Genomic DNA, 23,338 nt, shown 5'->3' with positions numbered 1-23,338 from the left:
ACCATGAAGCTCTCCGTCAACGGCGCCGAGGTGCTGGTCGCAACCGGCGGCCGCGACTTCGACAGATCCCTGCCCGCCGTCGTCTTCCTCCACGGCGCCGGTTTCGACCGTTCGACCTGGGCACTGCACACCCGCTGGTTCGCCCATCACGGCTTTGGCGTGCTGGCGCCGGATCTGCCCGGCCACGGCCGCTCGCCCGGACCTTCGCTCGGCAGCATCGCCGAAATGGCCGACTGGACGGCGGCCCTGCTCGATGGGGCCGGAGCGACGAAAGCGCATCTGATCGGCCATTCCATGGGATCGCTGATCTCGCTGGAGACGGCCGCACGTCACCCCGACAAGGTTTCCGCACTCAGCCTGATCGGCACGGCCGCGACCATGACGGTCGGCCCGGATCTGCTGAAGGCGGCCGAAGCCAATTCGCAGGATGCCAACGACATGGTCTCGATCTGGGGCCTCGGCTTCAACGCCGAGCTCGGCGGCAGCCTCGCACCGGGCCTGTGGATGCATGGCGGCGCGCAGGCCGTATTGAAACACTGCGAGCCGGGCGTGCTGTTCCGGGATTTGTCGGCCTGCAATGCTTACGCGAATGCGCTGCAAGCAGCCGCAAGCGTGAAGGTGCCCACGACGCTCATCCTCGGCGAACGGGACATGATGACGCCGGTGAAGGCCGGCAAGGCACTTGCCGCCGCGATCCCGCATGCGAAGACCGTCGTGGTGCCCGGCGCGGGCCACATGATCATGGCCGAACGCCCGGATGAGTTGTTGGCTGCGCTCCGGAACTGACAGGATCAATCATCCATCTTGCGCGTTGCGGTCAGATATCCCTGTGAAGATCGAGGGAACAGGACCCATGCCAAGACAGGAAGTCATTCGCAAAGCCAGGCAAGACAAGCGTGCCGGTAAATCGGCAAGCACGCAGGCCGGCGAATTCGTCAAGGACCAGATCGACAAGATCCGCAAGGGCAAGCATGGCGCCCGCTCGACGAAGCAGGTTATTGCCATCGGTCTCTCCGAAGCGCGCCGCGCCGGCATCGATCTGCCGCCACCGCGCAAGGGAAGCGTCAAGAAATCGACGCGACGCAGCGCCAAATATGCCTACGAGGTCGGTCAGGGCAAGCGCACCCCGAAGCGCCGGCCGCGCGTGTCGCAAGCAGTCGAAAAGGTTTTGAAGAAGGAGCCGCGCTCGACCGCCTCGCGCAGTGCACTGTCGAAGCAGGGCAAACGTGCCGCGAGCCGGCGAACGGCCGCGTCGCGTTCAGCCGCCGCGCGCAAGGCGAGCCGCACCAAGGGCGCCAAGGCCCGCTCCACCGCCGCAAAGAAGGCGGCACGCACCAGGGCGCGCCGCCGGAGCTGATCAGTTCGCGCGCCGGCCCCGCTCGGAGAATACCGCACGGGCGGCGCGCTCCGCCTCGCGCGCCGAGCGGAACTGGCGGCCTTCGAGGCTGTCGAACAGACGCTCGGAGGAGAAGAAGCGGAAGCCGCGCGTATCCCTCGTGACGATGCCGGCGGCGCGGTCGTGGATCTCGATGATGTAGGCATTCGATTGAGTTCGGGACATGACTGCTCGTCCGCCGGGTCTCGGCGTTCCTGTCTTTGGATTTGCTTCTTGGGATTTGCTGGGTGAGGTGCTGCTAGGAGGCGGCGGTCAGCAACAACAACATGCGCCGGTGGCCGCCGAGAAACAGCGCCGCGTCATGCACGCATGCATGTCATTGTTACTGCGCTGGTGATCGGTTCTCATATCGCGGCTTTGGCTCGAGGAGCAGTTTCGATGCGTCGAATATCGCGCGTTTAGCGCGAACGGTCAATGAAATGACTATCCGTAATTGCGATGAGCGCGCAGGGGCGCGTCTCCGCGTGCGAGCGCCAGCAAACGAATTCATCTCGCGATGAGTTCTTCCTTCTCCCCTTGCGGGAGAAGGTGGCGCGAAGCGCCGGATGAGGGGTTTGCCTCCGCGAATCCTCAAGAGAGTCGCACGCGGAGAGAGACCCCTCACCCGTCTCGCCGCTACGCGGCGAGCCACCCTCTCCCGCAAGGGGAGAGGGGAAGAACGAACTCACCACATCGTCGCGGCCGCACGCTCGGGCCAGGCGCGATCATACTCCGCGCCGCCGACCTTGTTCTCGCTCATCTCGGCGAGGATCTGGCCGGGCGTCGGCAGCGTCTTGGGGTCGATGCGCTTGTCGGGATTCCAGAGATCGGAGCGGACGATGGCGCGGGCGCACTGGAAGTAGATTTCGTTGACCGTCATCACCATCACGCTGCGCGGCGCCTTGCCGTCGACTTTGAACGAGGCGAGCAGCTCGGGATTGATGGACAGATGCGCCCGGCCATTGGCCCGAACCGCATTTCCGGAGCCGGGGATCAGGAACATCAGGGACACCCTGGGATCGCGCACGATGTTGCGCAAGGAATCGACCCGGTTGTTGCCGCGGCGATCCGGCAGCATCAGCGTCTTTGGGTCATGAATGCGGACGAAGCCGGAGAGATCGCCGCGCGGCGAGCAGTCGATCCCCTCGGGTCCGATGGTAGCGAGCGCGGCGAACGGGGCCTTTTCGATGAAGACGCGATAGAGTGGGGTGACGTGGTCGGCGACTTTCACGGTCGAGGCGTCGTTGGTGACGCCGTAGATGGCCTCCAGCTGCTCGACCGTTTCGATCACCGACATTCCAGTCTCCTTGTTGTGCCGGCTATTCGTGCCAGCCTTGATTCCTGATCACGCGCAGAAGCTGGCGGCCATGATATTCCGCGCTGTGCGCGTTGAGAATGGTGACATCGGCCTGGGCCGATGCGTCGTCGACGCTGCGCGTCAACCGTTCGGCGATATTGCCGTCGCTGTCCCGGGCGCGAGCAGCAAGCCGCTGCGCCAGCACATCCGGCGGCGCGGTGACCGCGACCACCACGACGTTTGCATAGGCCTGGCGCAGCGCGCCGATCACCGTGCGCGAAACATTGGCCACGACGGCGCGTCCGGCACGAATATCGTCGTTGAGGTCGCGGGGCAGCGCGTAGCAATGCCCATGCGCCTCCCAATGCACGGCGAATTCGCCATGCTCGCGCGCGCGACGGAATTCGTCAGGGCTCACCGCAATATTGTCTTCGTCGGCCGAGGATTCCCGCGTCACGACACGGCGCGGGAAGACGATGTCGTGATCCTCGATGCAGGCTGCCCGCGCCAGCCGCAGCAGCGTGTCCTTGCCGGCACCGCTGGGACCGACCACGAGCACGAGCCGCCCGGGCCCGATCGCACCCGTTGTCTTTCCCGCCACGGTGACGGCCTCGCTCATGCGACACGGCTTCCTTCGCGCCAGACGCTGCGGACCGCGGGGACGCGGCCCGCGACATGCACGCGGATCAGATCGGCACGCTTGCCGATCGCGATCTCGCCGCGGTCGGACAGGCCGACTGCCTCCGCGGGCGCCTTCGTCACGGTGCGGATCGCCGCCGGAAGAGTGATGGCGGGCACGTGCTCGGGCAAGTGCAGCGCGGCCATCAGAAGGCTCGAGGGGATGTAGTCCGACGACAGGATGTCGAGCAGGCCCTCGCGGGCGAGATCGACCGCGGCGATATTGCCGGAATGCGAGCCGCCGCGCACGACGTTCGGCGCGCCCATCAGGATGTCGATGCCGGCCTCGTGCAGGCCGCGCGCGGCCTCCAGCGTGGTCGGAAATTCCGCCACCGAAACGCCATCGCGCACGGCGTCCACGACGTTCTCCTCAGTGGTGTCGTCATGGCTCGCCAGCGGGATCTTGTACTTGTGGGCCAGCGCCACGATCTCGCGCATGTTGGTCGCGGCATGGGCCTTCTGATATTCGAAGCGCTTCGCGAACAGCTCGTCGAGCTCGGCGTCGGTCTTGCCGCCGCCCTTGCCGCGATAATAGTCGCGCAGCTTGCCTTCGTCCCGGAACTGGCGCTGGCCGGGGGTGTGGTCCATCAGCGACATCAGCCGCACGTCGGGACGGTCGATCAGCTCCCTGGCCTCCTCGACCACGCTCGGCATCGGGATTTCGCAGCGCAGATGCAGGAAGTGATCGGCGCGGAGCAGGTCAGCATCGCGAGCGGTCGTGATTGCGGCGGCGAGCGTGCCGGCGCGGCCGTCGACTTCCTCGGCGCCATCCTCGCGCCAGACCCGGAGCGAGTCGAACACCGTCGTGATGCCTGATGTCGCGAGCTGGCCGTCATAGGAGACGACGGCGGCGACTGGATTCCAGAACACTTTTGGTCGCGGCACGTAATGCGCCTCGAGGTGATCGGTGTGGAGCTCGATCAAGCCGGGCATGATCAGATCGCCGCCGGCATCCTCTGCCCCCGCGGGCGCCCTGCCCTCGCCGATCTCGGCAATGCGTCCATCGGCGAGGGCAAGCCAGCCCTGCTCGATCACCCGTTCCGCCAGCACGATCCTGGCGTTGGCGATCACGATGTCCTTCTTGGCGTTCATGTCCATTTCCTTCAGGCCGCGGCGGCGAAGCTGGTGACGTCGACGATGCGGTCGGCAATCTGATGACGGATTTCGTCGTCATGGACAATGGCGACCATGGCGACGCCCTGGCGCTTCTTTTCGGCTACCAGCCCGACCACGACGGCGCGGTTGGCGGCGTCGAGCGACGCGGTCGGCTCGTCGAGCAGCAGGATCGGCAGATCCGAGATGAAGCCGCGCGCGATGTTGACGCGCTGCTGCTCGCCGCCGGAAAAGGTCGCGGGCGGAAGCTGCCAGAGCCGCTCGGGGATGTTGAGGCGATGCAACAGTTCGCCAGCACGGGCTTGCGCCTCCGCGCGCGCCAGGCCGTTGACGATCAGCGGCTCGGCGACCACGTCGACGGTCGCGACGCGCGGCACCGCGCGCAAGAACTGGCTGACATAGCCAATGGTCGCGCGGCGGATGTTGAGAACCTGCCGCGGCTCGGCGGTGGCGAGATCGACCAGCGCGCCGCGATGGTGGATGCCGATCCGGCCGGAATCGCAACGATAATTGCCGAAGATCATCTTCAGGATCGACGATTTTCCGGCGCCTGATGGCCCCGACAGCACGACGCATTCGCCGGGATTGACGTGAAAGGTCACGCCGCGCACCACGGGCAGCTCGATGCCACCTTGCAGGTGCATCGTGAAGGTCTTGTTGGCGTCGGCGATGTCGATCATGGCGGTCATTGGAGAACTCTTCTTGCAAGGCTCATTACGTTGGAAGGCTCATGGCGGCAGGATCGAGGAGACGAGCAGCTGGGTATAGGGCTCGCGGGGGTCGTCGAGCACCTGATCGGTGAGGCCGGTCTCGATGACTCGGCCGCCCTTCATGACCATGACCCGATGCGACAGCAGGCGCGCGACCGCGAGATCATGGGTGACGATGATGACCGCGAGATGCAGCTCCGCGACCAGGCTGCGCACGAGGTCGAGCAGACGGGCTTGCACGGAAACATCGAGGCCGCCGGTCGGCTCGTCCATGAACACCAGCCGCGGCTCGGTGACGAGGTTGCGGGCGATCTGGAGCCGCTGGCGCATGCCGCCGGAATAGGTCCGCGGCGCATCGTCGATGCGCGCGATGTCGATCTCGACGCGAGTCAGCCAGTCCGACGCGGTATCGCGGATGCGGCCGTAGTGATTCCACCCCACCGCCATCAGCCGCTCGCCGACATTGGCGCCGGCCGAGACGGTCATGCGCAGCCCCTGCGCGGGATCCTGATGAACGAAGCCCCAATCGGTACGAAACAGGAAGCGCCGCTCGGCCTCGCCCAGCGTGGTGAGATCGCGGGTGACGCCATCGCGCATCCGGTAGGACACCTCACCGCCGCTGGCCGCGAGCTGACCCGACAGCAGCTGCAGCAGCGTCGATTTGCCCGAGCCGGATTCGCCGACGATCGCCAGCACCTCGCCGGGGTAGAGCGCAAAGGACACGTCGCGGCACGCCGCGATCCGGCCATAGGACTTACTGAGGGATTTTGCGACCAGCAGCGGCTCGTCGTTCTCGAGCATGTCTTGATCAGCCATTCGATGCCTCCTGCGCCTTGTCCTTGTACGGCGCGGCGCTGAGGCTGCCGTGATGGCCGGCGGCCTGACGTCCCTCGCAATAATCGGTGTCGGAGCAGACGAACATGCGCCCGCCCTTGTCGTCGGTCACGATCTCGTCGAGGTAGGAATTTTCAGCGGCGCACAACGCGCACGGCGCGTTGAAGCGGTACGGCTCGAAGGGATGGTCCTCGAAGTCGAGCGACACAACTTGCGTATAGGGCGGGATCGCATAGATGCGCTTCTCGCGGCCGGCGCCGAACAGTTGCAGCGCCGGGCAATTGTCCATCTTGGGATTGTCGAATTTGGGCGTCGGCGACGGGTCCATCACGTAGCGCGCATTGATCTTCACCGGATAGGCGTAAGCCGTCGCGATGTGGCCGAAGCGGGCGATGTCCTCGTAGAGCTTCACATGCATCAGGCCGTATTCGGCGAGCGCGTGCATGCGCCGCGTCTCCGTCTCGCGCGCCTCGAGGAAGCGCAGCGGCTCCGGGATCGGCACCTGGTAGACCAGCACCTGATTTGCGTGTAGCGACGTCTCCGGAATGCGGTGGCGGGTCTGGATCACGGTCGCATCGATCGTCGCCGTCGTCGTGGCGACGCCGGCGGTCTTGGCAAAGAACTTCCTGATCGAGATCGCATTGGTGGTGTCGTCGGAGCCCTGGTCGATCACCTTCAGCACGTCCTCGGGCCCGAGGATCGCGGCCGTCACCTGCACGCCGCCGGTGCCCCAGCCATAGGGCATCGGCATTTCACGGCTGGCGAACGGCACCTGATAGCCGGGGATCGCGATCGCCTTGAGGATCGCGCGGCGGATCATCCGCTTGGTCTGTTCGTCGAGATAAGCGAAATTGTAGGCGGGCGCGTTCATTCCGCGGCCTCCTTCATGGCATCGGGCGCATTGGCCTCAGTGAATTCCTTCCGCAGCTTGCGCAACAGGCCGAGCTCAGACTGGAAGTCGACATAATGCGGTAGCTTCAGATGCTCGACGAAGCCGGTAGCCTGGACGTTGTCCGAATGCGACATCACGAATTCTTCGTCTTGCGCGGGGGCGAGTGCCTCTTCGCCGAGCTCGCGCGCACGCAACGCGCGGTCGACCAGCGCCATCGACATCGTCTTGCGCTCGCTCTGGCCGAAGGCGAGGCCATAGCCGCGGGTGAAGCACGGCGCCTCCGTCGCGGAGCCCTTGAACTGATTGACCATCTGACACTCGGTGAGCTCGATCGAGCCGAGCGGCACGGCGAAGCCGACGTCTTCCGCGGAGAATTCAACCTCGACCTCACCGAAGCGAATCTCGCCAGCGAAGGGATGGTTGCGGCCGTAGCCGCGCTGGGTGGAATAGCCCATCGCCAGCAGAAAACCTTCGTCGCCACGCGCGAGATTTTGCAGGCGCATGTCACGATCGGCGGGAAAATTGAGCGGCTCGCGGGTGAGATCGCCGACGCTGGCGCCTTCCTCGGCCTTAGGCGAGGATTCGATCAGCCCGTCGCGGCCGAGGATGTCGGTCACCCGCGGGGTCGGCGCAGACGATGCTTCGGCCGTCGCCGGCGCTTCCGGCACAAAGCCCTCGGCGAGCAAGGGATCGAGCAGGCGGTGGGTATAGTCGAAGGTCGGGCCGAGGATCTGGCCGCCGGGAATGTCCTTGAAGGTCGAGGACACCCGCCGCCGTACCCGCATCGCGCCGGTCTCGACCGGCTCGCTGGCGCCGAAGCGGGGCAGCGTCGCGCGGAAGGCGCGGACCAGGAAGATCGCCTCGATCAGATCGCCGCGCGCCTGCTTGATGGCGAGCGCCGCGAGCTCGCGATCATAGAGCGAGCCTTCGCTCATGACGCGGTCCACGGCGAGACCAAGCTGCTCGGAGATCTGGTCGAGCGAGATTTCCGGAACGCTTTGGTCGCCACGCCGCGCACTGGCGAGCAGGCGATGGGCGTTCTCGATGGCGCGTTCGCCGCCTTTGACTGCGACATACATGCTTAGCTTCCCTTGCTCACGACACGCGTGGTGCGCGGAATCGCAACCACGGCATCATTTGCGACCAGCACCACATCGATGCCGCGCGGAAACAGCGTTTCGTTGACGCGCAGGCGCTCGAACAGGTCGAACGGCTTGATCGAAGCCTGGAGCGTCGCGACACCGTCAATGCCGGGGCCGCGCAGCTCGAAGCTCCGCCCTCCGTCCAGACTCTCGACCTGCAGGATCAACGTGGTCGACCGATCCGGATATTCGCTGGTGCCGAGCGCGAAGCGCTCCAGCGAAGGCAGCGCCCCGCCGTCGCTGATCAGCGCGAAGCTGGCGATGGAAGAATCCTGCACCACCGGCGCACCAGTATGGAATTTCAGCCATTTCACGACGTCGGAAGTCTCATGCATGCGCGCATCGAGCCAGAGCGGCGTGTCGTGATCGAACAGCGTCAACGCGATCGCGGCCGTGCCGCGCATCATCACATGAGGCGCTCCTGATGTCGGCACGATGCGCTGGACCGACCCCGGCCGGGCCATCGCGTCCATGACCGAACGAAAGGTCGATTGCGCCGACAGCACCTTGTCGGCGAACCCGGGGGGCAGTTCCGCAATCGTGGTCATGATCTCACCCCTCACCGCGCACCATGGTATAGAAATCAACCTTCGTCGCGGCGGTCTGGGCCGCCACCTGCTTGCGCCTGACCATAAGCTGCTCACGCAACGGCGCGATAATGTCCCGCTCCACCGCGCCGGCGAAATCGCGGGACTGCACCAGGGCATCGCACAGCGCGATCAGCCGCGCCTTCTCGCCGTCGCGACCGAGCGTGTAGCCGAAACCGACCTCGCCGCTCGCAAGCCGCACCGCGGCGCGCGACACCGTGGCTTCACCGAGGTTGAACGGCGCACCATCGCCGCCGACCCGGCCGCGCAGCATGACGAGGCCGTTTTCCGGCGCGCGCAGATCCTGATGCGCCGGCAAAGCGAGAGCTTGGAGGCGAGCGGCGATCTCGTCCGCCTCCGCGTGCGCCAGCACGGCCATTGCGGCCTTGCGCTGGGCTTGCTGATTATTGTGCTGGGTCACCGCATCCACCGACTTCTCTGCAGAACTTGCCGAATCCAAGTTGTCTATGATACTAGACAACTTGATAGCGGAGCGCCATGACTGTTTCGTGACAAAGGCGTGATTTCTGGAGTAGCTTCCCGGCCACATGAGCATGCAGGACACAGCCTCCTCCGGCGTCGCGTTGTGGCGTCTCGTTGCCGACGGCATCGAGCGCGGCATCGCCGACGGCCGCTTTGCGGCGGGCGACAAGCTGCCGGGCGAGGTGGAGATCGCCGAAACCTATCGCGTCAACCGCCACACCGTGCGACGCGCGCTGGCCGCGCTTGCCGAGCGCGGCATCGTGCGGGCAGAACGCGGCAGCGGAACCTATGTCGAGGCGCAGAAGCTCGCTTATCCACTGCGCTCGCGGACCCGTTTCTCCGAGATCGTCGGCGCGGACGGCCGCGAACCGCATGGCCGGCTGATCGAGGCGTCCGCTGACGTTGCGACCCGCGAACTCGCGCGGGAGCTTGGCCTCAAGACCGGCGCACCGCTGGTCCGGATCGAGGCGATGCGCCTCGCCGACCGCACGCCGATCTGTGTCTCCACGACGTGGCTGTCGGCGCAGCTATTCCCGGCTGCGGGCGACGTCTTTGCCGCGACCCGCTCGATGACGAAATTGCTCGAGCATTACGGCGTCCGGGACTATCGCCGCGGCGCGACCCGGATCACCGCCGGTATCGTCGACGCAACCGACGCCGCACGGCTCGATCTGGCGCTGGGACGGCCGATCCTGGTGGTCGACGCCACCGATCACGATCTCGACGGCAAGCCGCTGGTGACCAAGCATTCGCGCTTTGCCGCGGAGCGGGTGGAATTTCTGGTGGAGAACGGGTGAACTGGCTGCCCTCTGCCCCTCTCCCCTTGCGGGAGAGGGTGGCTCGCCGCGCTAGCGGCGAGACGGGTGAGGGGTTGCCTCCGCGCACTGATCTGAATTGAGGATGCAGACCCCTCATCCGGCGCTTCGCGCCACCTTCTCCCACAAGGGGAGAAGGAAGAAGGTTACGCCACCGCCCGCCGCCCGATAATCGCAAAACGCAATTTGCCCGAAACGAAATCGATCGCGGCGACTGCGACCAGGATCATCAGGATCAGGAACGACACCTTCTGCCATTCCAGCACGCGGATCTGCTCGGCGAGCTGGAGGCCGATGCCGCCGGCGCCGACGATGCCGATGATGGTGGCCGAGCGCGTATTCGACTCGATGAAATAGAGCACCTGCCCCGCAATCACGGGCAGGACCTGCGGCAGCAGGCCGAAGCGAATCTCGTGCAGCGCGCTGCCGCCGGAGGCGCGGATGCCCTCGACCTGCTTCTGATCGGCGCCCTCGATCGCCTCCGAGAACAGTTTTCCGAAGGCGCCGAAATCCGACACGGCGATGGCGAGCACGCCGGCAAACGGGCCGAGCCCGACCACGTTGATCCACACCAGCGCCCAGATCAACGTGTCGACGCCGCGAATCGAATCCAGGAAACGTCGGACCGGAAAGCGCAGCAGCTTTGATGGCACGACATTACGCGCCGCAAGAAGACTGACCGGCAGTGCGAACAGCGCGGCGAGCGTTGTGCCGAGCAGCGCGATCGACAGCGTCTCGCCCAGCGCCTTCAGATAGACCGGCAGCGACGAGCCGGGATCCGGCGGGATCATCATCAGGCTGATCCAGCCGAGCTGGTTGAGGCCCGCGACGAACCGCGACGGCGAGAAGTCGAGATCGACGAGGCCGTAAATCAGGATCGCGAGCGCCGCGACGCTCATCGCCGGCATGGCGAGCCGCGCCGAGGCCGGCCGGTCGAACACGTCAGGATAGCGCGCGCGAAGCGCCGCAGTGTCGGTCTCCTGCGGTCCCGTCACGTCCGCGCCTCCTTGCCGAACAGACGGCCGCGCAGCCATCCGGTGCTGATGTCGATGATGAAGACCGTGACGATGATGGTGAGCAGGATGGCGCTGACGTCGGAGTAATAGAACTTGCGGATGGCGACGACGAGCTCCTGGCCGATGCCGCCGGCACCGACGAAGCCCATCACGGAGGCCTCGCGGACGTTGATCTCGAACCGCAGCAGCGCGTAGCTGGCATAGCCTGCCGTGACCTGCGGCAGGATGGCGAAGCGCATGCAGGAGAGCCAGCTTGCGCCGGTCGAGCGGACGCCTTCGACCGGCTTCATGTCGGCATTCTCGACGATCTCCGAGAACAGCTTGCCGAGCGCGCCGGTGGAGTGGATCGCGATCGCAAGCACGCCGGCCATCGGACCGAGCCCGAAGGCGATCACGAAGATCAGCGCAAACACGATGCCGGGCACCGTGCGCGCGAATTCGAGCAGGCGCCGCACCATGAAACGCAGCCAGGGCGCGGGCGAGGTGTTTTCAGCGGCGAAGAAGTTCAGGCAGAACGCAAGAGTCGCGCCGATCAGCGTGCCGACATAGGAGATCAGCAAAGTCTCGCCCAGCATCCTCAGCCATTTGCGCCAGCCCCACAGCCACTCGCCGACATCGGTCCAGACCCGCTGGCCGGTGTCGAGTGTGAGGATGCGGTCGAAATAGCTGATGAAGTTGCCAAAGTGGGCGAACAGCGTGCGCAGATTCACTTCAGCGCCGATCGCGGCCAGACACAGTGCTGCGGCGAAGATCACGGCTCCAGACAGGATTCGGAGCCGCTTGCGCGCCACCGCCTGGCGATAGGCGGCGTTGAGCACGGCGAGCTGCTGCTCGGGGAGAATCGAAACCGCGACGGTCATCTGATCAGGAAAGGTGGTCGATCAAAGAGAAAGAGCCGGGTCCATCGACCCGGCTCCAGTGGCATCGTCCCGAAACTCAGGACGCCTTCTTCTTACGCAGCGCATCGACGAACTTGATCAGCTCGATCGTGCCATCCCAATCCTTGGTGGTCGCGGGATGAAAACCTTTCTTCTGGCCGTCCTGTAGGCGGTCGAAGGCAGCCTTGTCCTTGGCCGGCGCGTCGAAGAACGCCTTCGCGATGGCGGCCTTGGCCTCTTCCGGCAGGTCGGAATTGTAGGCATACGGACCGTTGATGATCGGCGCCGACTTGTGGATGATGCGGAAATCGTCCTTTTTCATCGCCGAGCCATCGGCATTCTTCAGCATGCCCTTGGTCAGCATCTGCGCTAATGTCGAGTCGTTGTCGCTGGTCCACTGGTTGGCCGCGACGTCGACCGTGCCCTGCGCCAGCGCCAGGATCGCGTTCTCGTGGCTTCCGGTGAAGACGACCTTGCTGAAATAGGTGTCGGCGTCCGCGATGCCCATCTTGTCGAGCTCGAAGCGCGGCACGTTGTTGCCGGAGGTCGAGTTCGGGTCGACCAGGCCGAGGTTCTTGCCCTTGAGCTGGTCGATGCTCTTGTAGGCGCTGCTCGCCTTGACGAAGAACACCGAGTAATAACCGGTGGAGCCGTCGGAGTTGATGTCGTTGGCGAAGGCGTCGGTCTTGACGCCGGTCAGGCGGGCGCGGGCGAACGAGGCCGAGCCGTAGCTCGCGATGTGAATGTTGCCGGCACGCTGGCCTTCGATTACGGCAGCGTAGTCGTTGGCGATGCGCAGCGTGACTTTCACGCCCAATTCCCTGGAGAGATAGCTCATGAACGGCGCCCAGCGCTCGGTCACGCCCGAGGCGTTTTCCGCCGGAATGACCGCGAAGGTCAGCTCGGGATATTTGGCTTTCCAGTCTTCGGCGGAGGCCGAAGTCGTCAACGCGAGCGCGGCGGCGCCGGCGAGAATCAATCTGCGAGTAATCATGATAGCCTCTTCATTGGTTGAGGTCGGTTGACGCAAAATTGGTAAGTCCTGATGCGGCGCAGCTCAGGCGGCGGCCGCCCTTCCAAGCGCCGGAATGCCCTGTCGCAGCGGTGCAGGCGTGCCGCCCATGACTTCGGCGGCTTCGAGATCGTAGAGCTCGCGCGCCACGTGGTCGGTCAACTCGGCCGGCGCGCCGTCGAACACCACGCGGCCCTGCGCCATGCCAATCAGGCGGTCGCAATAGCTGCGCGCCAGGTCGAGCGAATGCAGATTGCAGAGCACCGTGATGCCGAAGTGCTTGTTGATGCGCAGCAGCGCATCCATGACGATCTTGGTGTTGCGCGGATCGAGCGAGGCGATCGGCTCGTCGGCGAGGATGATGTCGGGCTGCTGCACCAGCGCGCGGGCAATCGCGACGCGCTGCTGCTGGCCGCCGGAGAGCTGATCGGCGCGCTGGGCCGCGAGCGGGGCAATGTCGAACTGTTCGAGCGCGGACATCGCCAGCGCCCTGTCCTGCTCGGGCCAGGTCTGCGACAGCGAGCGCCAGGCCGGCATCGTCGCAAGCCGTCCCATCAGGACGTTGGTGAGCACATCGAGCCGGCCCACCAGATTGAACTGCTGAAAGATCATCGCCGAGCGCGCCCGCCACTGCCGCAGCTCCTTGCCGCGCAGCGCCGTGACGTCGAGGCCGTCGAACAGGATGCGGCCCTGTGCAGGGGTCGCGAGACGGTTGATGGTCCGCAGCAGGGTCGACTTGCCGGCGCCGGAGCGTCCGATCACGCCGACGAAGCCGCCGGGAGAGACTTGAAACGAGGCGTCGTCCACCGCGGCTTTCACGCCGAAGCGACACGTCAGACCTTCAACCACCAGCATGCAGGGCTCCAGAGTAGCTGGGACCCACCGCTAACGCCGGCGCTTGACACTTGTGTGACACGGACGTTGCGGTGCGGCGATCCTACACACCTCATCTCCTGTTCATCCCCTGTCATGGCGTCGTCATGACATTGTCGTCAAGCCGCTCGAAGAGAAACGCCCGCCCTCTCGTTCGGATTCAACATGGCCGCCAAAGCTCTTTCGGTCCAGCCGACTGTCGATCCCTCCGCGAAGCTGCACGACGCCAGGCTTGGGGCCTACACCGAGGTCGGCGCGCGCACGATGCTGCACGAGGTGACGATGGGGGATTACTCCTATGTCGTGAACGACGCCCAGATCACCTACACCACCATCGGAAAATTCTGCTCGATCGCGGCGATGACACGGATCAATCCGGGCAATCACCCGATGCAACGCGCCACGCAGGCGCACTTCACCTATCGTTCGAGCGCCTATTTCGAAGGCGAGAGCGACGACACGGAATTCTTCGACTGGCGGCGCCAGCATCACGTCCATATCGGCCATGACGTCTGGATCGGCCATGGCGCGATCGTTCTGCCGGGCCGCAACATCGGCACCGGCGCGGTGATCGCGGCCGGCGCCATCGTCACCAAGGACGTTCCGGCCTACACCATCGTCGCCGGCAATCCGGCGCGCATCGTGCGCCGGCGGTTCTCGGAAGAGGTTGCGGGGCGGCTTGCGAGGCTCGCTTGGTGGGACTGGGATCACGACAAGTTGCGTGAAGCCCTGCCCAATTTCCGCAAGCTCGGGATTGAGGATTTCCTCACGGCATACGAAGCAGGGGCACCCTCTTCTGCCAGCAAACGAAGCGCGGTCGCGTGACAGACATATTCCTCGAGGGCGGGCGGGCCCTGATCGGCTCCGAGTTCGCCGAAACGTCGCTTCTCGTGTCCGGAACGGACATCGCAGAGATCAATGCCTCGCGCAGCCGGGCGCGGCTGGCGATCAAGGCGCGCGATCTGCTGGTCCTGCCGGGCATCGTCGATCTGCATGGCGATGCCTTCGAGCGACAGATGATGCCGCGCGCCGGGGTCGATTTCCCGATCGACGTCGCGCTCGCCGACAGCGACCGCCAGGCGATCAGCAACGGCATCACCACGGTTTTTCACGCCACGACCTGTTCGTGGGAGCCGGGCCTGCGCAGCGCCGGCAATGCGCGCAGCCTGATGGAGGCGATCGAACGGCAGCGCCCGCAATTCGCCGCCGACACCCGCTTTCACCTGCGCCACGAGACCTACAATCTCGACGCCGAAACCGAGATCAGCCAATGGCTCACTGAGGGCCGCGTCGACCTGTTCGCCTTCAACGACCACATGGACGGCACGGTTGGGGACATGGCCAAGCCGCGCAAGCGCAATCGCATGGTGGAGCGCACCGGCCTGTCGAGCGAGGAATTCGACCGGCTGGTCGGACACATAATGTCCCGCGCCGCGGATGTGCCGGCTTCCGTGTCACGGCTGGCCGCGACGGCCCGCGCCGCCGACGTGCGGATGCTCTCGCACGATGATGCGACGCCCGCGATGCGCGAAGGCTTTCGCGCCATGGGCGTGGCGATTGCGGAGTTTCCGATCAACGAGGAGACAGCGCGGGCGGCAGCAAGCCACGGTGACGCCATCGTCTACGGCGCGCCGAACGTCGTGCGCGGAGGCAGCCACACGGGCTGGACCAGGGCATCCGACATGATCGCCAAAGGGCTCTGCTCGGTTCTGGCCTCGGACTACTACTATCCCGCGCAGCTGCTCGCTGCGTTCCGGCTCGCCGCCGATGGCGTGCTGCCGCTGACCGAGGCCTGGAATCTGGTCTCCGCCGCGCCCGCGCGCGCGACCGGTCTTGCAGATCGCGGCGTGCTCGCGGAAGGCCGGCGCGCGGACATTCTGCTGGTCGACGACAGCATGCCGCTGCGGCCGCGGCTGATCGCCGTGATATCAGGCGGCAAGCTCGTGCATCTCACCGAGGCGACGCGGTTGCTTGGCATGCCAGCTACCCCGCGCCAAGCTGTCGCCGCGGCATAAACCCGCTATGCTCGGACGATGACGAGTTTCCCCCGCTACGCGATCTATTTTGCCGCAGGCAGCGACAGCGCGCTCACCCGCTTCGGCGCGGAGTTGCTCGGCTACGATGCCTATACCGGCAACGAGCTGCCGTTTCCCGCCGACGCATCGCGTCTCGCGCCGGACTGGCGTGATGTCACCGCCGATCCCCGCAAATACGGCTTTCACGCCACGCTGAAGGCGCCGATGGCGCTGGCGTCCGACAGGCGCGAGGTCGAGCTTGTTGCGGCCTGCGCGACATTCGCCGGCAGGGCACGCGCAATTCCGGTGATCCGCCCGGTCGTCGATTCCATCAGCGGCTTCATCGCCGTCATTCCCGGGGAGCCGGTCGGCGAACTCCAGCAGCTCGCCGCCGATTGCGCGCGCGACTTCGACTCCTTCCGCGCGCCGCTGAGCGCGGAAGACCGTGCGCGGCGCAAGCCGGAGAAGCTGAGCGAACGGCAGCGCCACTATCTCGACCGCTGGGGCTATCCTTACGTGATGGAGGAATTCCGTTTCCACATGACGTTGACGGGCCGGCTCGACGTGGAGCGGCGCGGGCCGATTCTGGAAATGCTGCAGGGAAGGTTTGCTGCGCTCGGCCTCAAGACGCTTGCGATCGATCGCGTCGCGCTGTTCAAACAGGACCACGCCAAGGCTCGCTTCCGCATCATCGGCGAGTGGGCTTTGACCCAGTAAGCGTCAGTGCCAGCTCGCGAGATTGAAGCCGAAGGCCACAACGCCAACCAGAATGAGGCTGGTGGCCCAGATTACATCCAGATTGAACCAGCTTCGCGAGACGAACCTCAATCCCAGATGGCGGTAGACCAGCCACGCCAGACATCCGCCGGCGCTGACCATGGCAGCGACGTGCACCAAAGACACCAGAACCGCCATCCCGAGACTCGCCTTCATCAGCGCGCCGGCGGCCTCATGGCCGGCATCGAGTTCGAAGGCCTGGCAGAGCCCGAGATAGATCGGCACGAGCATCAAGGCGGCGCCGTGAGCAATGGCAACGGCAAATGACCAGAGCGCCAATTGCGTCGGCGGAATTCGTGCCAGCGCGCGCGGATGGCGCCGCTCGACCAGCCGATAGACGCCGAAGCCGATGACGAAAAGGCTCGCGCCGAGCTGGATCGAACGCTGCCACTCGGCCAGCACGAGCAGGAACGCGAATGGCAGCAGCACGAGAAGCGTTGCCAGGAGATGTCCGGCGGCCAGAGCCCACAACGCACGAAAGAGCGCGCGCGGGCTCTTGTCCATGAGCCCGGCCGAAACGGCGAGCGGCCAGCCCATTCCCGGATTGACCCCGTGATAGAGACCGCTCGCAACAAGAGCGAGCCACAGCCAGCCGAGGCTCGCGTGTGCCCAATCTAGGCCGACGGGTAGCAAAAGGAGTCCGTCGAACAATCGCCGCCCTCCAGCCTGATCTGGTGCGCACGATATCCGTCGGGGAAGCTCACGAAGTAGTTCTTGTCGAGCTCGAGGCCACCATTGCGACCGACATTGGCCATGACTTCCAAACCCGGAACGCCATCGGGATAGAACTGGTCATCCCAGGTGGAATAGAGCGAATTGGTCCAGTACACCCGCCTGCCGTCCCGGCTGATCTCGACCATCTGCGGACCGGCCGCAAATGCCTTGCCGTTCGGATGGGGGGTGCGGCGCGCGATGCCGCCGATGTGAACCGAGCCCGCAAGCTTCGGCTTTCGCGGATCACTCACGTCGTACTGGCGCATTTCACCCGTGCCCCAGCACGAGACATAGAGAAAACGATCATCCATCGACAGGTCGATGTCGGTCACCAGCGGCGGCACGGCGCCAAAGCCCTGAAGCAGCGGCGGGAGCTTCTCCTTTGGCGCAGGCTCGGGCGGGATCGTCGCCGTCTTCTCCGCATGGAATTTTCCGCCTTCGCGCCACCAGGTCCAGATCGAGGCTTCGAGATTCGTGGTGTCGACCACAACGCCTACAAAGCCGTATTCGCGAACCGGATCGTGCGCCGGCCGTACCTCCAGCGCCATCTGATGATTGGCGCCGAGGTCGATGGTCTGCACGTTGCGACGGGCGCGGAGATCCCAGAAGTGGAGACGATGGCCATATTTGTTCGCCAGCAGATCTTCCGGGACGATCCCGTTCTCGAACTGCGGCGGCAATGCCCATTCGCTCGTCACCATGTAGTCGCGCGGCAGGTTCCACCAGAAATCATAGTGCAGCGTCTGCGGACCGCGGTCGATCTCCCATCGTCCAAGGACCTCGAACGTCTCGCAATCCATGATGAAGACGCCTGGAGGCCCGTTGGTGCCGTCCTTGCCGCCGCCGCCGAGCGTGCTCACATAGACGCCGTCCGGCCCGCAATGGATGGTGTGCGGCCGCGAATAGCCGGTCTTTTTGAAGACTTCCTCGGGCTCGATGATCTTGTGGATTTTGGCTTTGGTCGGATCGGGCTTGGTATCGATGATGTAAATCCGCGACGAGCGCAGCCCGGGGATGATGAGATAGCGCCGCTCGATGAAGGCATGCCCAGTGAGCGGCGACAAGGCGGAGGAGCAGGCATTCCAACCGAAGTGATGAAACTCATCGCCCTTGTTGGGCATCGTCACGGTGTGGACGATCTGGCTGTAGGTCGGCGATCCCGGCTTGGCGTCGATCACCGCGAGAGCATCCGGTTTCGAGAAATCCGGACTGAGCAGCAACGTGTAGGCAAAGTTCTCCGCAGGAGCTTCCATCGCAAGCTTGGGCGATGCGTGAAAGGTGGGATCCGGCCTCATCGTCATGGCACTGCCTCCCTGTTTCGTTGGTTCGCACCAACCTGGTTCGGAATAGCGGCATAATGAAGAGCTGTTGCGCGATGTCTTGAGTTGCTCCGCGGGCCAGGTTGGCGAGCGTACAATATGTCATCGCCGGGCTGCGGGAAACCGCCCGAACCGCGTTAATTCGACGCCTTCAGCCAGATGGAAGCTGGCGGGATCAGGCCAGGGTGCGCACCTCACACTCAGCGTCGTCCCGGCCTTCGCCGGGACGACAGCGTTGCGCTACTTCCCCCACCTCAACGCCAGCGCATCGCGCTCCTTGGCCAACTCCAGCAGCCCGGCCCGCGTCGCCGGGTGCAACGGCTGGAGCGGATGCCGCACCGTGTCCGACTTGATCACGCCGCCGGCCTGCATCATCGCCTTGCAGGCGATCAGGCCGCATTGGCGGTTTTCGTAGTTGATCAGCGGCAGCCAGCGTTCGTAGGCGGCTTTGGCCTCTTCACGCTTGCCGGCGAAATAAGGATCGACGATCTGGCGGATGCCGTCGGGATAGCCGCCGCCGGTCATCGCGCCGGTGGCGCCGGCATCGAGATCGGCGAGCAGCGTGATCGCTTCCTCGCCGTCCCAGGGACCCTCGATATCGCTGCCGCCGGCGTCGATCAGGCTGCGCAGCTTTGCAGCCGCGCCCGGCACCTCGATCTTGAAATAGCGGATGTTGGCGAAATCGCGCGCCAGCCGCGCGAGCAGCTCAACCGACAGGGGGGTGCCGGCGACAGGCGCATCCTGGATCATGATCGGAATCTTGATCGCGCCCGACAGCACCTTGAAGAATTCGACGACGCCTTTTTCGGGCACGCGGAAGGTGGCGCCGTGATAGGGCGGCATCACCATGACCATGGCGGCACCGGCCGCCTCGGCCTGCCGGCTGCGCGCGGCGCAGACGGCCGAGCTGAAATGCGTGGTGGTGACGATCACGGGAACGCGGCCCGCGACATGCTCCAGCACCGCATGCATCACGGTCTCGCGCTCGGCATCCGTGAGCACGAACTGCTCGGAGAAATTGGCGAGAATGCACAGACCGTTCGAGCCTGCGTCAATCATGAAATCGATGCAGCGACGCTGTCCCTCAAGGTCGAGTTCGCCGCGCTCGTCGAAGATGGTGGGTGCGACCGGGAACACGCCGCGATAGGGGCGCTGGGCCTTGTGGTGGGGCGTGACCGGCATCGAACTCTCCATCCCTGATATCTCTTACATCTGCCGCGACGCTCGCACAGCGCCACAGATGTACCCGCCGCGCGCATCGGCGGCAATGCCGATCGCGCGACGTAAGGACGGAAGATTGTCGAAGCTATGCGGTCCTCACCGCGCCCAAAAAGCCCTCGACCGCGACGCGGAGACGATCGGCGTCGGCGGACATTTTCGTCACGGACACCGACAGGACCGAACCGGCATTGCCCGTCTCCTGGTTCAGCCTGGCGACGCTGCCGATGGTGTCGGTGACCTCGCGGGTTCCCTGCGCGGCCTGCTGGAAGTTGCGGGAGATCTCGGTGGTGGCCGCACGCTGCTGTTCGACCGCTGCCGCGATCGCCGTCATCTTTTCGTCGATGCCGCTGATCGCGCCGCCGATCGCGCGGATGGCCGCGACCGCCTGGCCCGTCGCGCCCTGGATCTCCGCGACCTGGCGGGAGATTTCTTCCGTCGCCGTCGCCGTCTGCGAAGCGAGGCTCTTGACCTCGCCGGCGACCACGGCGAAGCCGCGGCCGGCCTCGCCCGCGCGCGCGGCTTCGATGGTGGCGTTCAACGCCAGGAGATTGGTCTGCCCTGCGATGGCGTTGATCATCTTCACGACCTCGCCTATGCGGCCAGCGGTCTGATCGAGGATTTCGACCGTCGCATTGGTCTGCGCTGCCTGCGACACGGCTTCGCGGGCCTCGCGGGCGCTGGCCTGCACCTGCGCGGAGATCTCGCCGACGGACGCCGAGAGTTCTTCGGTCGCCGCTGCGATGGTCTCGAGATTGTTGGTGGCCTGCTCGGCGGAGGAGGAGACCGCCGCGGTCTGGCTGCTCGATTCCGAAACCAGTGAGCGGACGTCCGTCGCGGTGGCATCGAGCTCCTTGGTCGACGCCGCAACGCTGTGAATGACGGCTTGCACGGTGTCGTCGAAACTGCGGCAGGCCGCATCGACGGTGCCGGAGCGGGCGAGCTGGAGCGCCTGCTGCGATTCGCGCTCCTGGCCCAGGCGTTCCGCGGTCGCCGCGCTCTCGCGCAGGCTTTCGAGTGCGGCCGCCATGGTGCCGAACTCGTCGGGATACCTGGATTGCGGGACGGGCGTCGCGTAGTCGCGGGCGCTGATCTTGGCGATCGCGTCCAGGATGGCGCGCACCGGGCGCATCAGGCGATTGCGCACCACGTACACGCCGGTCAGGGTCACGGCGAGCGCGAGCAGGAACGCGAGCGACTGCACGACGAGATTGGTGAGCGCCTTGGCCTGCACCGTTTCCGCCCGGACGATTGACTGGTCGAGCGCCTTGTTGGCCACCGCGACGATGGACGCAAAGGGTGACTGACACAGCGTATTCCATTCCGCGGCGGGCATCGCGGGCTTACCGCTGCCGTCGAAATTCTTGGTGAGGTCGCCGATCTGCTTGAGCGCACCGTCGGTCTTGGCCTTCGCGTCCGTCGCGGCCGTCACCAGCTCCGCCGCCACGTCGGGCGAGGCCAGCAACTCGGCCATGCCTGCCCAGCCGGAGGCGATCGTGCCATCCCATTGCGCCACTGACCGCTTCTGGGCGTCGTCGAGCGGCTTGCTGCTGTTGACGTTGGAGCGAAGCGACGAACAATGGATCCCATAACGGTCGCGCACCTGCCAGGCGAAGCGCCGGACCTGGATCATGCGGGCGATGAAAGGGTCATTCATCCAGGCACGGTTCGACACCGCGGTGGAGGCGAGGTTGGCCGTTTCGATCACCTTGGTGACGGCATCATACCAGGAGTTGGTCCGCTCGATCTTGCGTTCGGCGCGCGGGCGCTTGGCCTCGTCGTAGAACAGCTGGAATTGCGGCGCGGCGGCGCTCCAGCCCTGCTTCAATGTGCCAGCGAGTTCGTCGCGGCGGGCGAAATCGACGGTGGCGAGCGCGGCGCCGATGGCGTCATAGCCGCCCTGCTCGGCCTTCTCCGCCGCCTCGAGTTTTGCTCGCGGATCATCCTCGCCGAGGATCGCGCTCTGGGCATCGCCGCGATTGTTGCGCAGCGCCAGCACGCCATGGAAGATCGCCTTGTCGGCCGCGGCAAGCCGCGCGGTCTCGAGGCTGTCGCTATAGCGGCCGAACGCCCCAACCATCTGGATCGCCGTGGAGGCCAGCGCACCCGCAGCCAGCAGGGCCATCAAGGTCAGAAGGAGCGAACTTACTGATTTCTTAAACATTGCCATGGTGTCGGGGGCCTGGGTCGGGGGCCTATTCTTTCGAGCGCCACCTTGCCCGCGACATGCCAATGTTCCGTTAAGGTTTTAATCGAATGGGCGTGAGTTTCCGGCCCGACGAGCCTCAGCGCAGTCCCGGATATCACGCAACCTTGGTGAAATCCGGCGGGCGGCGTTCCGTGAACGCCGTGAAGGCCTCGCGCGCCTCAGCGGTGCGCAGGCGCAGCCCGAACTGCTCGCCTTCGGCATTCATCTGCGCGACCAGCGTCTCGCCGTTGCGCATCAGCTTCTTGGTGGCGGTGAGTGCGCCGGCCGGCTGACGGGCAAGACGCTGCGCCAGCGCGAGCGCCTCGGCATCGAGCTTGTCGAGCGGCACGACGCGGTTGGCGAGCCCCCATTCCAGCGCGGATTTGGCCGGCACCGTCTCGCCCAGCGCGAACATCTCGTAGGCCCGCGCATAGCCGATGCGCGCCGGCATCAGCAGGCTGGAGGCTGCTTCCGGCACCAGTGCGAGGCTGACGAAGGGCGTCGACAATTGCGCGTTGTCGGCAAGCACGACGAGGTCGCAATGCAGCAGCATCGTGGTGCCGACGCCGACGGCGCGGCCCTGCACCGCGGCCACCAAGGGCCGGGAGCAGCGCGCCAGCGACTGGATGAAGCGCACGACGTTGCGGCTTCCTTCCGACTTGCCCGCCGCGACCGCCGCGAACTCGCCGACATCGTTGCCGGCGGTAAACATGTCGCCTTCGCCGCGGATCAGGATCACGCGGACCGACGGATCGTGCTCGGCTGATTCGATGGCATCGGCGAGCTTGCCGTACATCGCATCCGTCAGCGCATTCTTCTTGTCGGGGCGTGCCAGCGTGAGCGTGAGAATTCCGCCGTCGTTCCGGATCCGGACGTGCTCGGTCATGGGTCTCTCCTCTATTCCTATGGATCTCTAGAAAGCTCTGTTGAAAGCTGTCTTGGAAACTTGTCCTGAATGCTGGTCAGCCAGCGCGCGACGATATCGATCTCCGCACTGGTGAATCCGTCCGTCAACGCCGCGTTGATCTGTGCCGCGCTGGCCTTCGCCTGCGCCAGTGCCGTCCGCCCCTTCGGCGTCAGCCAGACGCGCCAGGCGCGACCATCCTCGTGATCCGCGCGCCGCTCGACCAGTTTAGCCGCCGCCGTACGGTCGACCAGCCCCGAGATGCCGGCCGGCCCCATGTCGAGCGCCGCGCCCACCTCACCCATCAGGACGCCGTTCTGCTTGCCGAGGATGAACAGCAGCCCCGCTTGCGCCGGCGTGACCTCGCTCGAAGGCTGCGCCGCCATCCAGCGCTGCACGCGCCGCTGCGCCACGCTCAACAGGTAGATCAACCGATGGTGTCTCGCGCCCGCGTCTTTATTTCGCATGCGAAATAGATAATCGAGGCGGATCAGATTG

At 65.4% G+C, this 23,338-nt stretch carries 27 protein-coding genes; 7 read left to right on the top strand and 20 right to left on the bottom strand.

Translation table 11 applies throughout. The annotated features are described in order from the left end of the window. Window positions 1-3: 3 nt before the first annotated feature. Complete coding sequence (locus tag BcanWU425_RS04805; protein ID WP_204512541.1) at window positions 4-786, top strand: alpha/beta fold hydrolase; 783 nt, start codon at window positions 4-6, stop codon at window positions 784-786. 67 nt (window positions 787-853) lie between these two features. Further along, window positions 854-1,357 (top strand): DUF6496 domain-containing protein, encoded by a 504-nt coding sequence (locus BcanWU425_RS04800; RefSeq protein WP_231190190.1) that lies wholly within the window; start codon window positions 854-856, stop codon window positions 1,355-1,357. Here BcanWU425_RS04800 and BcanWU425_RS04795 read toward each other — a convergent pair whose 3' ends face one another. After that, entirely contained in the window at window positions 1,358-1,561 is a 204-nt protein-coding gene (locus BcanWU425_RS04795; protein ID WP_204512543.1) for a hypothetical protein, read from the bottom strand. It lies immediately after the preceding gene. Between BcanWU425_RS04795 and BcanWU425_RS04790 the strand changes: the two genes are divergently transcribed. Further along, window positions 1,560-1,733, top strand: a complete 174-nt coding sequence (locus BcanWU425_RS04790) for a hypothetical protein (RefSeq protein WP_158091562.1) — start codon at window positions 1,560-1,562, stop codon at window positions 1,731-1,733. The genes BcanWU425_RS04795 and BcanWU425_RS04790 overlap by 2 nt on opposite strands. Before the next feature lie 327 nt (window positions 1,734-2,060). Here BcanWU425_RS04790 and BcanWU425_RS04785 read toward each other — a convergent pair whose 3' ends face one another. Genes BcanWU425_RS04785 through phnG form a run of 9 tightly spaced genes read right to left on the bottom strand, consistent with a single transcriptional unit; the run spans window position 2,061 to window position 9,058 of the window. After that, a complete protein-coding gene (locus BcanWU425_RS04785) occupies window positions 2,061-2,672 on the bottom strand; it encodes a pyridoxamine 5'-phosphate oxidase family protein (RefSeq protein WP_204512544.1) in 612 nt (203 codons plus the stop codon). A gap of 22 nt (window positions 2,673-2,694) precedes the next feature. After that, window positions 2,695-3,291 (bottom strand): phosphonate metabolism protein/1,5-bisphosphokinase (PRPP-forming) PhnN, encoded by a 597-nt coding sequence (phnN, locus tag BcanWU425_RS04780; protein WP_204512545.1) that lies wholly within the window; start codon window positions 3,289-3,291, stop codon window positions 2,695-2,697. Next, window positions 3,288-4,442: an alpha-D-ribose 1-methylphosphonate 5-triphosphate diphosphatase gene (locus tag BcanWU425_RS04775; RefSeq protein WP_204512546.1), complete on the bottom strand. Its 1,155-nt coding sequence runs from the start codon at window positions 4,440-4,442 to the stop codon at window positions 3,288-3,290. Before BcanWU425_RS04775 ends, phnN begins: the two co-directional genes overlap by 4 nt. A gap of 11 nt (window positions 4,443-4,453) precedes the next feature. Beyond that, a complete protein-coding gene (gene phnL, locus BcanWU425_RS04770) occupies window positions 4,454-5,152 on the bottom strand; it encodes a phosphonate C-P lyase system protein PhnL (RefSeq protein ID WP_204512547.1) in 699 nt (232 codons plus the stop codon). A 39-nt stretch (window positions 5,153-5,191) separates the two neighbouring features. Next, on the bottom strand, window positions 5,192-5,989 hold the full coding sequence (gene phnK, locus BcanWU425_RS04765) for a phosphonate C-P lyase system protein PhnK (protein WP_018453082.1): 798 nt from the start codon (window positions 5,987-5,989) through the stop codon (window positions 5,192-5,194). Beyond that, window positions 5,982-6,878: an alpha-D-ribose 1-methylphosphonate 5-phosphate C-P-lyase PhnJ gene (locus tag BcanWU425_RS04760; protein WP_018453081.1), complete on the bottom strand. Its 897-nt coding sequence runs from the start codon at window positions 6,876-6,878 to the stop codon at window positions 5,982-5,984. The genes phnK and BcanWU425_RS04760 overlap by 8 nt, the downstream gene beginning before the upstream one ends. Then, window positions 6,875-7,978 (bottom strand): carbon-phosphorus lyase complex subunit PhnI, encoded by a 1,104-nt coding sequence (locus BcanWU425_RS04755; protein ID WP_204512548.1) that lies wholly within the window; start codon window positions 7,976-7,978, stop codon window positions 6,875-6,877. The genes BcanWU425_RS04760 and BcanWU425_RS04755 overlap by 4 nt, the downstream gene beginning before the upstream one ends. A 2-nt stretch (window positions 7,979-7,980) precedes the next feature. Continuing rightward, window positions 7,981-8,589, bottom strand: a complete 609-nt coding sequence (gene phnH / locus BcanWU425_RS04750) for a phosphonate C-P lyase system protein PhnH (RefSeq protein WP_085384267.1) — start codon at window positions 8,587-8,589, stop codon at window positions 7,981-7,983. Window positions 8,590-8,593: 4 nt separating this feature from the next. Further along, the gene (gene phnG, locus BcanWU425_RS04745; protein ID WP_204514012.1) at window positions 8,594-9,058 is read right to left on the bottom strand and encodes a phosphonate C-P lyase system protein PhnG; all 465 of its coding nucleotides are present in this window, start codon (window positions 9,056-9,058) and stop codon (window positions 8,594-8,596) included. A 118-nt stretch (window positions 9,059-9,176) separates the two neighbouring features. On the opposite strand from phnG, the gene phnF reads away from it, so the two are divergent. Beyond that, the gene (gene phnF / locus BcanWU425_RS04740) at window positions 9,177-9,908 is read left to right on the top strand and encodes a phosphonate metabolism transcriptional regulator PhnF (protein ID WP_018453077.1); all 732 of its coding nucleotides are present in this window, start codon (window positions 9,177-9,179) and stop codon (window positions 9,906-9,908) included. 164 nt (window positions 9,909-10,072) lie between these two features. Here phnF and phnE (BcanWU425_RS04735) read toward each other — a convergent pair whose 3' ends face one another. From phnE (BcanWU425_RS04735) to phnC, 4 genes are all read right to left on the bottom strand, one after another. Further along, complete coding sequence (phnE, locus tag BcanWU425_RS04735) at window positions 10,073-10,960, bottom strand: phosphonate ABC transporter, permease protein PhnE (RefSeq protein ID WP_210350921.1); 888 nt, start codon at window positions 10,958-10,960, stop codon at window positions 10,073-10,075. Continuing rightward, complete coding sequence (phnE, locus tag BcanWU425_RS04730) at window positions 10,918-11,802, bottom strand: phosphonate ABC transporter, permease protein PhnE (RefSeq protein ID WP_204512550.1); 885 nt, start codon at window positions 11,800-11,802, stop codon at window positions 10,918-10,920. Before phnE (BcanWU425_RS04730) ends, phnE (BcanWU425_RS04735) begins: the two co-directional genes overlap by 43 nt. 76 nt (window positions 11,803-11,878) lie before the next feature. Continuing rightward, window positions 11,879-12,814, bottom strand: coding sequence for a phosphonate ABC transporter substrate-binding protein (phnD, locus tag BcanWU425_RS04725; RefSeq protein ID WP_204512551.1), 936 nt, complete (start codon window positions 12,812-12,814; stop codon window positions 11,879-11,881). A 63-nt stretch (window positions 12,815-12,877) separates the two neighbouring features. Further along, window positions 12,878-13,687, bottom strand: a complete 810-nt coding sequence (phnC, locus tag BcanWU425_RS04720) for a phosphonate ABC transporter ATP-binding protein (protein ID WP_204512552.1) — start codon at window positions 13,685-13,687, stop codon at window positions 12,878-12,880. A gap of 183 nt (window positions 13,688-13,870) precedes the next feature. Here phnC and BcanWU425_RS04715 point away from each other — a divergent pair, with 183 nt between their 5' ends. From BcanWU425_RS04715 to BcanWU425_RS04705, 3 genes are read left to right on the top strand one after another with little or no spacing between them, the layout of a single operon-like run. Beyond that, window positions 13,871-14,530 (top strand): acetyltransferase, encoded by a 660-nt coding sequence (locus tag BcanWU425_RS04715; protein ID WP_018453072.1) that lies wholly within the window; start codon window positions 13,871-13,873, stop codon window positions 14,528-14,530. Then, window positions 14,527-15,720, top strand: coding sequence for an alpha-D-ribose 1-methylphosphonate 5-triphosphate diphosphatase (locus BcanWU425_RS04710; protein WP_018453071.1), 1,194 nt, complete (start codon window positions 14,527-14,529; stop codon window positions 15,718-15,720). Before BcanWU425_RS04715 ends, BcanWU425_RS04710 begins: the two co-directional genes overlap by 4 nt. An 18-nt stretch (window positions 15,721-15,738) precedes the next feature. Beyond that, window positions 15,739-16,437 carry a DUF1045 domain-containing protein gene (locus tag BcanWU425_RS04705; RefSeq protein WP_018453070.1) on the top strand — a complete coding sequence of 233 codons (699 nt, stop codon included), beginning with the start codon at window positions 15,739-15,741 and terminating at the stop codon, window positions 16,435-16,437. Between the two features lie 3 nt (window positions 16,438-16,440). Here BcanWU425_RS04705 and BcanWU425_RS04700 read toward each other — a convergent pair whose 3' ends face one another. From BcanWU425_RS04700 to BcanWU425_RS04675, 6 genes are all read right to left on the bottom strand, one after another. Continuing rightward, window positions 16,441-17,034 carry a hypothetical protein gene (locus BcanWU425_RS04700; RefSeq protein WP_018453069.1) on the bottom strand — a complete coding sequence of 198 codons (594 nt, stop codon included), beginning with the start codon at window positions 17,032-17,034 and terminating at the stop codon, window positions 16,441-16,443. Window positions 17,035-17,111: 77 nt separating this feature from the next. After that, window positions 17,112-18,512 (bottom strand): selenium-binding protein SBP56-related protein, encoded by a 1,401-nt coding sequence (locus BcanWU425_RS04695; RefSeq protein ID WP_085351558.1) that lies wholly within the window; start codon window positions 18,510-18,512, stop codon window positions 17,112-17,114. A 258-nt stretch (window positions 18,513-18,770) separates the two neighbouring features. Further along, window positions 18,771-19,712, bottom strand: a complete 942-nt coding sequence (locus BcanWU425_RS04690) for a dihydrodipicolinate synthase family protein (RefSeq protein ID WP_026232453.1) — start codon at window positions 19,710-19,712, stop codon at window positions 18,771-18,773. 124 nt (window positions 19,713-19,836) lie between these two features. After that, complete coding sequence (locus tag BcanWU425_RS04685) at window positions 19,837-21,918, bottom strand: methyl-accepting chemotaxis protein (RefSeq protein ID WP_204512553.1); 2,082 nt, start codon at window positions 21,916-21,918, stop codon at window positions 19,837-19,839. Window positions 21,919-22,051: 133 nt separating this feature from the next. Next, a complete protein-coding gene (locus tag BcanWU425_RS04680; protein ID WP_204512554.1) occupies window positions 22,052-22,822 on the bottom strand; it encodes an enoyl-CoA hydratase in 771 nt (256 codons plus the stop codon). 17 nt (window positions 22,823-22,839) lie between these two features. After that, the gene (locus BcanWU425_RS04675; RefSeq protein ID WP_204512555.1) at window positions 22,840-23,307 is read right to left on the bottom strand and encodes a MarR family winged helix-turn-helix transcriptional regulator; all 468 of its coding nucleotides are present in this window, start codon (window positions 23,305-23,307) and stop codon (window positions 22,840-22,842) included. Window positions 23,308-23,338: the final 31 nt, after the last annotated feature.

It is taken from the genome of Bradyrhizobium sp. WU425 (genome assembly GCF_021052305.1).
Classification (GTDB): Bacteria; Pseudomonadota; Alphaproteobacteria; order Rhizobiales; family Xanthobacteraceae; genus Bradyrhizobium; species Bradyrhizobium canariense_D.
This window is presented reverse-complemented; position numbering and strand designations above follow the sequence as displayed.

What these genes read in the sequence shown, in the direction of transcription:
- BcanWU425_RS04715 (WP_018453072.1), top strand. Translation starts at nt 13,871, where the DNA reads ATGGCCGCCAAAGCTCTTTCGGTCCAGCCGACTGTCGATCCCTCCGCG.
- BcanWU425_RS04775 (WP_204512546.1), bottom strand. Translation starts at nt 4,442, where the DNA reads ATGAACGCCAAGAAGGACATCGTGATCGCCAACGCCAGGATCGTGCTG.
- phnC (WP_204512552.1), bottom strand. Translation starts at nt 13,687, where the DNA reads ATGCTGGTGGTTGAAGGTCTGACGTGTCGCTTCGGCGTGAAAGCCGCG.
- phnL (WP_204512547.1), bottom strand. Translation starts at nt 5,152, where the DNA reads ATGACCGCCATGATCGACATCGCCGACGCCAACAAGACCTTCACGATG.
- BcanWU425_RS04805 (WP_204512541.1), top strand. Translation starts at nt 4, where the DNA reads ATGAAGCTCTCCGTCAACGGCGCCGAGGTGCTGGTCGCAACCGGCGGC.
- BcanWU425_RS04795 (WP_204512543.1), bottom strand. Translation starts at nt 1,561, where the DNA reads ATGTCCCGAACTCAATCGAATGCCTACATCATCGAGATCCACGACCGC.
- BcanWU425_RS04695 (WP_085351558.1), bottom strand. Translation starts at nt 18,512, where the DNA reads ATGACGATGAGGCCGGATCCCACCTTTCACGCATCGCCCAAGCTTGCG.
- BcanWU425_RS04700 (WP_018453069.1), bottom strand. Translation starts at nt 17,034, where the DNA reads ATGGGCTGGCCGCTCGCCGTTTCGGCCGGGCTCATGGACAAGAGCCCG.
- phnD (WP_204512551.1), bottom strand. Translation starts at nt 12,814, where the DNA reads ATGATTACTCGCAGATTGATTCTCGCCGGCGCCGCCGCGCTCGCGTTG.
- BcanWU425_RS04690 (WP_026232453.1), bottom strand. Translation starts at nt 19,712, where the DNA reads ATGCCGGTCACGCCCCACCACAAGGCCCAGCGCCCCTATCGCGGCGTG.
- BcanWU425_RS04680 (WP_204512554.1), bottom strand. Translation starts at nt 22,822, where the DNA reads ATGACCGAGCACGTCCGGATCCGGAACGACGGCGGAATTCTCACGCTC.
- BcanWU425_RS04705 (WP_018453070.1), top strand. Translation starts at nt 15,739, where the DNA reads ATGACGAGTTTCCCCCGCTACGCGATCTATTTTGCCGCAGGCAGCGAC.
- BcanWU425_RS04800 (WP_231190190.1), top strand. Translation starts at nt 854, where the DNA reads ATGCCAAGACAGGAAGTCATTCGCAAAGCCAGGCAAGACAAGCGTGCC.
- BcanWU425_RS04760 (WP_018453081.1), bottom strand. Translation starts at nt 6,878, where the DNA reads ATGAACGCGCCCGCCTACAATTTCGCTTATCTCGACGAACAGACCAAG.
- phnN (WP_204512545.1), bottom strand. Translation starts at nt 3,291, where the DNA reads ATGAGCGAGGCCGTCACCGTGGCGGGAAAGACAACGGGTGCGATCGGG.
- BcanWU425_RS04675 (WP_204512555.1), bottom strand. Translation starts at nt 23,307, where the DNA reads ATGCGAAATAAAGACGCGGGCGCGAGACACCATCGGTTGATCTACCTG.
- phnF (WP_018453077.1), top strand. Translation starts at nt 9,177, where the DNA reads ATGAGCATGCAGGACACAGCCTCCTCCGGCGTCGCGTTGTGGCGTCTC.
- phnE (WP_210350921.1), bottom strand. Translation starts at nt 10,960, where the DNA reads ATGGCTGCGCGGCCGTCTGTTCGGCAAGGAGGCGCGGACGTGACGGGA.
- phnK (WP_018453082.1), bottom strand. Translation starts at nt 5,989, where the DNA reads ATGGCTGATCAAGACATGCTCGAGAACGACGAGCCGCTGCTGGTCGCA.
- phnE (WP_204512550.1), bottom strand. Translation starts at nt 11,802, where the DNA reads ATGACCGTCGCGGTTTCGATTCTCCCCGAGCAGCAGCTCGCCGTGCTC.
- BcanWU425_RS04790 (WP_158091562.1), top strand. Translation starts at nt 1,560, where the DNA reads ATGACTGCTCGTCCGCCGGGTCTCGGCGTTCCTGTCTTTGGATTTGCT.
- phnH (WP_085384267.1), bottom strand. Translation starts at nt 8,589, where the DNA reads ATGACCACGATTGCGGAACTGCCCCCCGGGTTCGCCGACAAGGTGCTG.
- BcanWU425_RS04785 (WP_204512544.1), bottom strand. Translation starts at nt 2,672, where the DNA reads ATGTCGGTGATCGAAACGGTCGAGCAGCTGGAGGCCATCTACGGCGTC.
- BcanWU425_RS04755 (WP_204512548.1), bottom strand. Translation starts at nt 7,978, where the DNA reads ATGTATGTCGCAGTCAAAGGCGGCGAACGCGCCATCGAGAACGCCCAT.
- BcanWU425_RS04685 (WP_204512553.1), bottom strand. Translation starts at nt 21,918, where the DNA reads ATGGCAATGTTTAAGAAATCAGTAAGTTCGCTCCTTCTGACCTTGATG.